Here is a 9,818-nt window from a genome sequence, read left to right as displayed (position 1 = left end):
CTCAAGATTGGCAGGTTCTATCTCAAAAACAAGCTGTACCGGAATGGTACTTCTTGGAGTTCGTTCTTCATGATGATGCACGATCGATTTCAAGTTCCCTTTTAGATCCGAAATCGGATTCAAAGCCAGAAGCAATTGTCCTGGAGTGTCCTTTAATTCAATGTCCATTGAAACTCTCATGTGTTCCCTCTTAGGCATTCTTCATATAAATGTATTGATAAGCCATACCATTAATTCTTAAGATAGTACGGAAGCAAAGTCAACTTACTTTTTATCTTCAGGAATTATAATGATGTTGCCCCGCCCTTTCTTGAACTTATCTACAAGTCCGCGGTTTTCCAGATCAGAGACTATCAGACTTACCTTCGCCTCGGAATATCTCAATTTCCCACGCAGGTCCTTTTGGGTTATGCGTCCACCATTTGCAATAACGATGTCCAGAACTTCCTGAAGGTCATCAGGCAGGACAGGTGGTTCAGCTTTAGTGATAGTATCAATGGTTTCCGAATCATCGGTAATAGTACCGACCCGACCATCTTCCTTCACATCAACGGAGAGGGACCCATCTTGTAAAGTAGCATCATTAACCCAGTCAGATGAAGTATTGACCAAACTCCCTTCATTCGCCCCTTTCTTATTTGAATACACATATGCTGACAAAACGAGTACAAAAAAGATCAGCAGAACCGCTACATAGGTCAGATCTGAGATTTCCGCATCCTCCTCGATCAGCTGCGAATCGGCTTCAAATGCTTCGCTCAAATTAGCTATTTCAGCATCTTCGAGGTCCTCATTTTCATAGGAAGGAAGAAGAAGAAGGTCGATTATGTAATCACCATCATCGGTTATTGTTATTGATTCCTGTGCAGACGCTACGAGACTATTACCAGTATAATAAGTAGCAACTATCACATAGTCACCTGGAGCCAGGTCCAGGGAATAGACACCATACTTTGCAACTATGGACTGCGGAGGAGTGGAATTGACCTCAATTAAGACATTCTCAAGAGGTTCAAAGGTGTCCCATTCATAGATAGCCCCATGTATCGTTGCAGTTCCAACAGCTCCCACAGGAACAATAAGCAATATTAATGTAAGAAATGTACAAACCCCAAATAATGTCCTGACTTTCACAGTGTTATATTGCCGGGTTCTACTTTTATAGTTTTTTATTCCTGAATTAGTAGTATTGAAGCGAATTGTATCTCTGGAATACTAAATAATAGGAACACCGAAAATATTGAATAGCTAAACAGTCTAAATATAAAGGGACGGGGATTTCAGATAAAAACGTGAGATCATAGGTTTATATCGTAAAATAACCTTACTTTAAACTTCAATTAACAAAATAATTCAATATAAAGTATTATAAAGTAAAAAAATGCTTTTAATTCCCCAGATAATACTTTAGATCATCTTAGTTATGAGAATCAATTAAAGTAAGCTTATATCCCACGCATCCAAGTTGAGCTTGTAAGTTCATTACATCGATAATCAAGATCGTATCACATAGAAAAAAAGGAAGGGATCCATTATGAAGAATAAAACAATGAAAGGGTTTGCACTGATCGGTGCCATACTGATGATATTAAGTCTTCTTCCTGTGACTGCTTTTGCTGCCAACCAAGGGGATAATGGTGTTGGAGCCATAGATGCAGACAGGATAAAGTTACAAGAACACAAAGATGAGAAGATCACACCAAAGTTTGCTGCCAATCAAGGGGATAATGGCGTTGGGGCCACGGATGCAGACAGGATAAGATTACAGGAACATAAAGATGAGAACATCACACCTGAAATGATCCAGGAAAAGGAAATGCAAAATGACCGGGCAAGGAGTAAAGTTCAGCTTTCAAAGGCCGGTTATGATGAACTAAGAGGAAATTTCCAGAACGCTAAAGCATTGCAGGCCAAAGGTGAATTAAATGCCACAGAAGCAATGGACGCAGCAAAGGAATACCTGACCGGAACCATTGATTACATGATCACCCGTCTTGAAACGACCAAGGAAGAAGGAAGCTATAATGAAGAGGTCAATGCGACAATTGACACATACATTGACAGGCTTGAAGCACAGATAGATGATGTTGATGCTGCAGATACCAGAAAGGACCTCTCCGAAGCAACAAGGGACATAAGGAAGATCTGGAGTGATGCTCAAAAGGACCTGAACAGGATGAGAGCACAGAGGATCAACAGTGGCCTTGTTAACTACCTTGAGAAAATAGATGGTGTTTCAGAGAGACTCCAGAATGAGATCGACAGTTTGACCGAGGACGGCGAAGATACTGAAGACCTCCAGGAAATGCTTGACGATTACAATGCGCTTATCGAGGAAGCTAAACAGGCGCATGAACATGCAAGAGAAGCTTACCAGAATGGAGAAGATGACGCTGGCGAACAGCTCCGTAAATCCATCAGACTGACTAATGAAGCCAACACAAAACTTAGAGCGCTTGTTCAGGAAATGAAAGGGTTCAGACAGGGCTATGTGACATTGGCAGGTGAATGTCTGATCGATGCTGAGGGTGATGGAACAATCGTGCTTTCAGGAGAACTTGAGGTAGAGTTCACCGCAACCAATGCCACGATCGTCATCAAAGACCTTGCAGGTGACGCAGAAATTAAGCTTGATGGGGATTACGAGCAGTTCGATGAGGACAGCACAGGAGACGGAAGCTATGCATTTGTCTACCACAATTTCACCGGTGAAGTAAAAATTGAAGGGTCCCGCCTCACAGTTATGGTCCGTGGAGAGGACATCACCATCAAAGCAGAAGGAACAGGCAGTACGTCCCTTTCAGGAGAAGGATCTTACAAGATCGAGAAGGATGATGAGAGCACTGAACTTGAATGGGCTGCTCCAAAGATAAGCGACAATGACGAAGATGATGATGACGACAGTGCTGATGAGGAAGAGAATGAATTGGAAGACAACAGCACCGAAGAAATGGAAGATGAAAACTCCGATGATGACAGTGCTGATGAAAAAGAGAATGAACTTGAAGACAACAGCACAGAAGAAATGGATGATGAAGACTCCGACGATACCGAAGATGATGATAAAGATGAAAGTTCCGATGACGACAACTCAACAGAGGTGGTCTGATCATGGTGAGCATTAAACATCTGGGAATTGTTGCCATCCTTCTCGTCGGACTAGCACTCTCCGGTTGCGTAGGAGAGCCTGCCGACAATGCCACAGAAGAAGAGACAGCTACCACCGTTGCAGACGAGATACTTGCAGAAGAGGGAGTTGAGCTGACAGATTCTGAAATAGCAGACCTTGAGAGCGATCTTGAGGAATTTGAAGCTCTTATCTCTGAGATAGAAGAAGATACAGAACTGATAGTCGAAGAGGTATGAAAGTCGAGATATCGACTTTATATTCCTTCTTTTTTTCTTTCTTTTTTACATTACAGGGATAAAACAACGAATAATAATGTTAACAAGGAAGAGCATTGCAAAGAGCATTAGAAGTTACATTCGCTTTGCATCGAAGCTTCCGAAGATGTGTTTTTCGATTGTGCCCTCGGCACCATCCTTTTTTTAGGTGTCATGATGAGAACCATTTCACTCAAAACGGGTATTGCAGACAATATATTTGGGTTGCCAATATAAAATTATTTACGTCTCCCTGTACCACCCCAACGCATTTATATAGAACTACAAATCAATAGATATGATAGTAGGTGTAAATATCTAAAATTTACAGATTTTTCAAAGAACAAAAGATACATGCGCACTACTGAGGTAAAACATGAAGAACATGCTTAAGACCACATTATTACTTGCATCCTTGACAGGACTACTTATCATTGTAGGTCGTCTTATCGGCGGAACTGCCGGAATGTTCATCGCATTTGCGTTCGCACTTATGCTGAACTTCGGCAGTTATTGGTACAGTGACAAGATAGTCCTGAAGATGTACCACGCTAAAGAAGTGACAGAGTACGAAAGTCCGCAACTTTACGATATTGTGAGGAATCTTGCAATGCGTGCCCAACTCCCAATGCCTAAGGTTTACATCGTGGAAACATCGATGCCAAATGCATTCGCCACTGGCAGAGATCCCAAACATGCAGCAGTAGCTGCGACTACAGGGATAATGAACATCCTCACACCAGAAGAGCTTGAGGGCGTGCTCGCTCATGAACTGGCACATGTAAAGAACAGGGACACACTTATCAGTGCTGTTGCTGCGACAATTGCCGGAGTTATCACAATGCTTGCCACCTGGGCAAGATGGGCTGCCATCTTTGGAGGTATCGGAAGCAGGGACGACGATGGAAGCAACAACATAGTTGGATTCATAGCACTTGCAATACTGGCACCGTTGGCAGCAACTATCATACAGTTTGCAATATCACGTTCACGTGAGTTCGGTGCAGATGCAGAAGGAGCACGCATTTCACAGAAACCTTGGGCACTTGCCAGTGCACTCTCTAAACTTGAATCTGGAGCACAGAACTACCAGCCAAGAAAGAACGATGTTCAGCCATCCCAGAACACAGCACATATGTTCATCGTCAATCCCCTAAGAGGAAGCTCATTGATGAAGTTGTTCAGGACACATCCGGCCACAGAGGAAAGGATACGCCGCCTGAACGAGATGTGAAAATTTAGAACCTGAAAAGGTCTACCTGGCCAGGATCGGTCAGGTGTATTATTTTTATTCCGGAATATTCAAGAACCTTTGACAAATGGTATCGATGGCAATCCTTCGGATTTTTTTCAGCACACATAAGAACAATACCGGAACCCGCTTTATTGACAGCCTCTATTTTATCCACTAAACGAGAGTAATATTTACTGAACTCATCGGTCTTTGTATAATCCATATAGCTTCCATTCCTAAGACCCCCAAGTCCCGGGCAATGAGAATAGACAATATTGTTCTTGGGAAGCACTATCTCGAGGTTCTCCTTATTGAAATCCTCGTGCACCGAATGCGGATAACTGCGAATATCCACCAAATGAACGATATTGAAACTTTGCACCATATCAATAAGATATTCAAGAGACCTGTTACCATAGCCTATGGTATAGCAGAAAGTACCGTCTTCCATTGTGGCTACTGAATGGATTGGAAGCTTATTACTTTTTCTATCTTATGTCACTCAACGATGCTCTTTTAAAAAAGGGTTCATCGAACATAAGATCAATAACCACATCAATGCAAGCCCTTACTTTATCAGAAAGAACAAACGAGATATCATCCACCTGACCGATCTCAATTCCAAATAGAACAATAGAATCAGGCATTTTCTGAACGTGCTCCGCTATGGAAAGCACATCCACAATACCGACATCATGGATGGTGAACATACCATCACGAACGTATTCTTTTAGATCGTTCAGTTCAAACCTGTGTACGGAACCGATATCCCCATTGCTTTTGATCGCATCCACTATGATAACGTGATCCGATCCTTCCAAAAAGTTCAGCATATCAAGACCACAAACACCCATATCGATCAGTTCAATATCATTCGGCAGGTCAGAATACATATTTTTTAATTTATCAATAACATGGACACCAATCCCATCATCCCCCATGAGAGGATTGCCACAGCCGAATATGCGGATCATAGGATCATTCCAAAGAATCTCTTTCTGCATCAATGAGCTCAACATAGTCCGGATCAGAAAGATCCTCTTTACCGGTCAGGAATACTGCCTTATAATATTTCCATACCTTTGGATCAAATTCCACAATGCCCACATGAACTATCAATTCCACTATGAAGAAATATGACATGAGCAAATGTATAACTCGAATAAATGCCAGAGCACTCATATTCAAAGAAGGGGCGATCATTTCACTGGCCGACAGTAACCATTCACTTACCGACAATCCGAAAATAGCCCATTGGAGATCATAAAGAACGAACCCTGAAAAGGCAATGAACATGACCGCACCACCTTCAAAGAAAAGCATAAACTGGGTTACCGGATGTAATTTATCAATATAGCCCCGACGTTTGACATTATATATCGTAAATGCCGGATACCCACCTTTCCCCAAATAATTGAGGAATATCTGCTTCATTCTCCTGATATCCGTTGGCCCGAATAGATACCTATGCGATATGTGGGATATTTTATGGAGAAACATATTGTGAGTCCCGGTTGCACACATGGGACAACGAGGGCATTCGGTCATCAGGACATTGTATGGAATAATGATCCAGTTCACAAACAAAAATAAAACCGCTGCAAACAGATGAATAACTAGGGCAATGTGATAGGTCATGAAATCCCATCCCATATAGATCTTAAATCCCGTTATCAGCAGGATGAACAAAGAGACAAGATGAACAAAGTGTGCCAGTCGCTCTAAAAATGAATATCTTTTCACAACCAGTCCATTTTCTTGTACCATCCTGCTCAACCCCTCAGACAATATTAAATGTGCGAGAGCCATTGTCAAGTTTTTTCGTCAGATCGATAGTATGCACAGCACATGCGATACATGGATCGTATGACCTTGCAGTATGCAATATACCAGTAGGATTCGCATTGTCTATCCCAAGCAAATTCTCGACTGCCGATACCTTTGTACCAAGAAGGGCCTGCTCGATGGGACCGGGCACTCCTAGGTCATCCCTTGGAGATGCATTCCATGTGGTTGGCACGACCATCTGATAATTTATCACCTTTGAATCCCCCCCAGCACTGACCCAGTGCCCCAGAGCACCACGCGGAGCCTCCCATAGACCGATACCCTGGGAATTCTCAGCCATAGAAAGATCAGTTGGGACACAGAATTTCCCATTTGGGTCAAGGTCCGAACTCACCCATTTGAGCAATTCATCAGAGAGAAGTAACATCTCCTGTGCCCTTGCCATCATCCTTGTAAACGTATTGGCAGCAGACTGACCATTCTTGGAAAACATATTTATCAAGCCCATTGTCAATGGCTCTTCCATTGCGACCATACGAGCAAGAGGACCAACCTCACACGGAATACCATCATAACGCGGTGCCTTTATCCAACTATATTTACTTTCGTCATTCCCATTATAATCGATCTCATCAGCATTCCGAACAGGATCGGTCACCCCTTCCAAGGGATGAAGATTGTGCTTACCAACATAGAACGAATGACCTATCTGTTCTGTCACATTTCTGTGGTCAAACTTTTTGTGTTCAAAGGAACCAGTAATAAAAGCAGCTTTCTGGAAACCGGACCTACCAAATTCCAGTGGATCATAGCCATCGCCATGCTCCACATCATAGTAAACACCGTAAGATAAGAACCCTATCTTTGAAGGATCACTGTATCCGCCCGACCTATCAAACTTAAAACTGACAGGAAGCCCTAAATATCTTTCACCAATAAGCTCAGAACCAAATGCTGCAAGCAGATCAATATCACCCCAACCCGCAACATGTGAAAAATCATTTGAGATCAAAGACTTTTCTACAAGCTCCTGCAGGTGTTCGATCAAAAAATCCACTGCACGTTGAGGAGATGATGCCCTGAATGTGTTATCCAGCCAGGTCCTATGATCCACTCCGAGAGTGGAACCATCGATAAAATCCATGACGTGATGATAATATGAAGTCAATTTGCCAATATCTGCAACCGTTGGTTTGTACGTGACACCACCAACTACGGATGACATCTGGTGAGGCATTTTACCGGCAATGAGAGCTATGGCTTCCTGAAGTCTTTTCTTTTCCTTTATAGCATTTAGATACGCATTGCCCGGAGGAATAGATACACCATTAAGCCGATAGCTTATCGGAGCAAATCTATAAAGAAGTTCTTTCCACAATGCAGCCCCGGTATCACCAATCGTGGCCAATACATCTCTATAAGCAGGGTTCACGATATCCGGCAACCATAATACATAAATATGGGTTGCATGGCTGGCTATCATATTAAGGGACTGTATAATATTCCTTGCAACAAGTGCATCTTTTGGAACTTGATCTGCGATCCCAAAAAGATCATCAAGAGCATTGGCAGATGCCATTGCATGAGAAGTAGGACAGACGCCACATACCCTTTGAGTAATGCGTGCAGCATCCCGTGGATCTCGGTTCAATAATATACGTTCAAATCCCCTGAAAAGCATACCTGCACTTTGTATATCTGAGATCACCCCTTGCTCATTTACTTCTGCAGATAAACGAAAATGCCCTTCAATACGTGTTAATGGATCTACAACAACCCGGGTCATACTCCACCCTCCTTTTCATCATCCTTATCAACAACGATCCTACGAACAGCGTGAGCGGCACCAGCAAGTATTGCGGCACCAACCCCCACTTTAGCAAGAGAATCTGCATTCATTCCAAATAAAATAGGCTTATCTTCGGCCTCTTCATAAAAAGGAGAAGAACTGTCGGGGAAACCCGGTTCGCAGCAGGAGATGCACGGCGACCCTGCCTGAGTACACATATTTACGGAACCATTCCATTTGCGAAGAGCACAATCCGAATGAGTGTAAGGTCCCTTGCAACCAAGTTTCCATAGACAACCATCCCCTGAAAGGTCGGTATCCAGTTTCCCGACATCGTAAAATCCCCTGCGTGGGCAATTATCATGCAGCGTGTGGTCGGCAGGGAAGAAAACAAGAGGACGATCATATTTATCCAGAACAGCATCAAGGTCATCAGGGACCCTTATCTTTCCAAGTATCACAGCAGCAAGTGTCAGAAGCATCCAATCCGGATGGGCAGGACAGCCCGGCACATTTATAACCGGTTTGCTAATGCCAAGCTCAGTAAGCATTCCTTTTGAAGGGTCTTCTTTTAGGAAGGAAACCCCCCTAAAGTCCATGAGATCCGTGATGGCACTATCAGCTGCATTTACTCCACCGTATGTAGCACACATCCCCACAGCCAGGATCATATCGGCATTCTCTGCTGCTTTTTTAAATATATCTTTAAAAGGACGTTCACCATACATGCAATATTTACCAGAACCATTGGGGCCATTGGCAATTGAACCTTCGACCACGAGTATATATCCGCCTTCCTCGATGGCATCATCCAGCAGTATTTCAGAATTCAACTCAGAGGTACCTGCAAGTCTGCCATCAACAAAAATGCCTTGTTGTGCCAGAAGTGTTTCGTGATAGACCAGATCCACATTCAGTTTTTGGATCGCCTGTACAATGTCGGGGTTTTCTGCATTCAGCAATGATTCCGAACAACCTGTACATTCAGCACCATGTATCCATACTATTTTCGTCTTTGAGATCTCAATCGCATTTGAAATATCAGAATGATATATGCCAAGAAATGCAGAAACCCCAATTGCACCTGCTAGCTTGAGAAATGTTCGTCGATCCATTCCAAGAAAATCGGTTTCCCCCACATTTTCGATCAGATCATACCCCCAGAATTAAGATCAAAATTTTGATCTAATCATATTATTGCTACGAACACAGTTAAAGTTTTCATTTGCACAGATTGTTGCTTACACTTAAATATAAGTAATCCTTCAATTTATTTGATGTGTATTGCAATACCCGGGAAGATAACAGAACTGCTGGACGAATATACAGCAATGGTCGATTTTGGAGGAGTGGAACGAAAAGTGAACCTTGACCTTATTACCGGCTCTGAAGAGATCATACCCGGACTGAACATACTGGTTCATGTGGGATATGCCATCTCCATAATTTCCGAAGATGAAAGAAAAGAAATATCCGAAATTCTTGAACAATTGGAGAATGATGAATAATATGTCCATGGAGGCAAAGCTGCTAAAAAGTATTTGTGATCGTTCAAGGCCCATCCGCATCATGCATATCTGTGGCACCCATGAAAGAACGATCTCACGCTATGGATTACGGAAC

The 9,818-nt window shown here is 42.7% G+C and carries 11 protein-coding genes and 1 pseudogene; 5 read left to right on the top strand and 7 right to left on the bottom strand.

Annotation, left to right across the window (positions count from 1 at the left end):
- Positions 1–180: pseudogene (locus QAS77_RS07885) on the bottom strand (amino acid-binding protein); the annotation flags it as partial.
- Between the two features lie 84 nt (positions 181–264).
- Positions 265–1,134: a helix-turn-helix transcriptional regulator gene (locus QAS77_RS07880; RefSeq protein ID WP_305064807.1), complete on the bottom strand. Its 870-nt coding sequence runs from the start codon at positions 1,132–1,134 to the stop codon at positions 265–267.
- A 400-nt stretch (positions 1,135–1,534) separates the two neighbouring features.
- Here QAS77_RS07880 and QAS77_RS07875 point away from each other — a divergent pair, with 400 nt between their 5' ends.
- The 3 genes from QAS77_RS07875 (at position 1,535) to htpX (ending at position 4,618) form a co-directional block, all read left to right on the top strand.
- The gene (locus QAS77_RS07875) at positions 1,535–3,109 is read left to right on the top strand and encodes a hypothetical protein (protein ID WP_305064806.1); all 1,575 of its coding nucleotides are present in this window, start codon (positions 1,535–1,537) and stop codon (positions 3,107–3,109) included.
- Positions 3,110–3,111: 2 nt separating this feature from the next.
- Positions 3,112–3,366: a hypothetical protein gene (locus QAS77_RS07870; RefSeq protein ID WP_250866941.1), complete on the top strand. Its 255-nt coding sequence runs from the start codon at positions 3,112–3,114 to the stop codon at positions 3,364–3,366.
- Positions 3,367–3,760: 394 nt separating this feature from the next.
- A complete protein-coding gene (htpX, locus tag QAS77_RS07865; RefSeq protein ID WP_305064804.1) occupies positions 3,761–4,618 on the top strand; it encodes a zinc metalloprotease HtpX in 858 nt (285 codons plus the stop codon).
- 4 nt (positions 4,619–4,622) lie between these two features.
- Here htpX and QAS77_RS07860 read toward each other — a convergent pair whose 3' ends face one another.
- The 5 genes from QAS77_RS07860 to QAS77_RS07840 form a co-directional block, all read right to left on the bottom strand.
- Positions 4,623–5,069, bottom strand: a complete 447-nt coding sequence (locus tag QAS77_RS07860) for a DUF488 domain-containing protein (protein ID WP_305064803.1) — start codon at positions 5,067–5,069, stop codon at positions 4,623–4,625.
- A 37-nt stretch (positions 5,070–5,106) separates the two neighbouring features.
- Positions 5,107–5,622: a hydrogenase maturation protease gene (locus tag QAS77_RS07855; protein WP_305064802.1), complete on the bottom strand. Its 516-nt coding sequence runs from the start codon at positions 5,620–5,622 to the stop codon at positions 5,107–5,109.
- Positions 5,597–6,052, bottom strand: coding sequence for a hypothetical protein (locus QAS77_RS07850; protein WP_305064801.1), 456 nt, complete (start codon positions 6,050–6,052; stop codon positions 5,597–5,599). The genes QAS77_RS07855 and QAS77_RS07850 overlap by 26 nt, the downstream gene beginning before the upstream one ends.
- A gap of 346 nt (positions 6,053–6,398) precedes the next feature.
- Positions 6,399–8,192 (bottom strand): nickel-dependent hydrogenase large subunit, encoded by a 1,794-nt coding sequence (locus tag QAS77_RS07845; RefSeq protein WP_305064800.1) that lies wholly within the window; start codon positions 8,190–8,192, stop codon positions 6,399–6,401.
- Positions 8,189–9,310 (bottom strand): hydrogenase small subunit, encoded by a 1,122-nt coding sequence (locus QAS77_RS07840; RefSeq protein WP_305064799.1) that lies wholly within the window; start codon positions 9,308–9,310, stop codon positions 8,189–8,191. Before QAS77_RS07840 ends, QAS77_RS07845 begins: the two co-directional genes overlap by 4 nt.
- Before the next feature lie 162 nt (positions 9,311–9,472).
- Between QAS77_RS07840 and QAS77_RS07835 the strand changes: the two genes are divergently transcribed.
- Together QAS77_RS07835 and QAS77_RS11560 are read left to right on the top strand one after the other, a co-directional pair.
- Positions 9,473–9,703 carry a HypC/HybG/HupF family hydrogenase formation chaperone gene (locus tag QAS77_RS07835; RefSeq protein WP_305064798.1) on the top strand — a complete coding sequence of 77 codons (231 nt, stop codon included), beginning with the start codon at positions 9,473–9,475 and terminating at the stop codon, positions 9,701–9,703.
- Positions 9,651–9,818, top strand: a 168-nt coding sequence (locus QAS77_RS11560) for a hypothetical protein (RefSeq protein WP_331522456.1), incomplete at its 3' end; no start/stop codon positions are given. The genes QAS77_RS07835 and QAS77_RS11560, both read left to right, overlap by 53 nt.

The sequence above is a fragment of the Methanococcoides sp. genome, assembly GCF_030594565.1.
Classification (GTDB): domain Archaea; phylum Halobacteriota; class Methanosarcinia; order Methanosarcinales; family Methanosarcinaceae; genus Methanococcoides; species Methanococcoides seepicolus.
Note: the sequence above shows the minus strand (reverse complement) of the source record. Positions and strands in the feature narration are given on the sequence as shown.

What these genes read in the sequence shown, in the direction of transcription:
- QAS77_RS07860 (WP_305064803.1), bottom strand. Translation starts at nt 5,069, where the DNA reads ATGGAAGACGGTACTTTCTGCTATACCATAGGCTATGGTAACAGGTCT.
- QAS77_RS07840 (WP_305064799.1), bottom strand. Translation starts at nt 9,310, where the DNA reads ATGGATCGACGAACATTTCTCAAGCTAGCAGGTGCAATTGGGGTTTCT.
- htpX (WP_305064804.1), top strand. Translation starts at nt 3,761, where the DNA reads ATGAAGAACATGCTTAAGACCACATTATTACTTGCATCCTTGACAGGA.
- QAS77_RS07835 (WP_305064798.1), top strand. Translation starts at nt 9,473, where the DNA reads ATGTGTATTGCAATACCCGGGAAGATAACAGAACTGCTGGACGAATAT.
- QAS77_RS07855 (WP_305064802.1), bottom strand. Translation starts at nt 5,622, where the DNA reads ATGCAGAAAGAGATTCTTTGGAATGATCCTATGATCCGCATATTCGGC.
- QAS77_RS07845 (WP_305064800.1), bottom strand. Translation starts at nt 8,192, where the DNA reads ATGACCCGGGTTGTTGTAGATCCATTAACACGTATTGAAGGGCATTTT.
- QAS77_RS07875 (WP_305064806.1), top strand. Translation starts at nt 1,535, where the DNA reads ATGAAGAATAAAACAATGAAAGGGTTTGCACTGATCGGTGCCATACTG.
- QAS77_RS07850 (WP_305064801.1), bottom strand. Translation starts at nt 6,052, where the DNA reads ATGAAGCAGATATTCCTCAATTATTTGGGGAAAGGTGGGTATCCGGCA.
- QAS77_RS07870 (WP_250866941.1), top strand. Translation starts at nt 3,112, where the DNA reads ATGGTGAGCATTAAACATCTGGGAATTGTTGCCATCCTTCTCGTCGGA.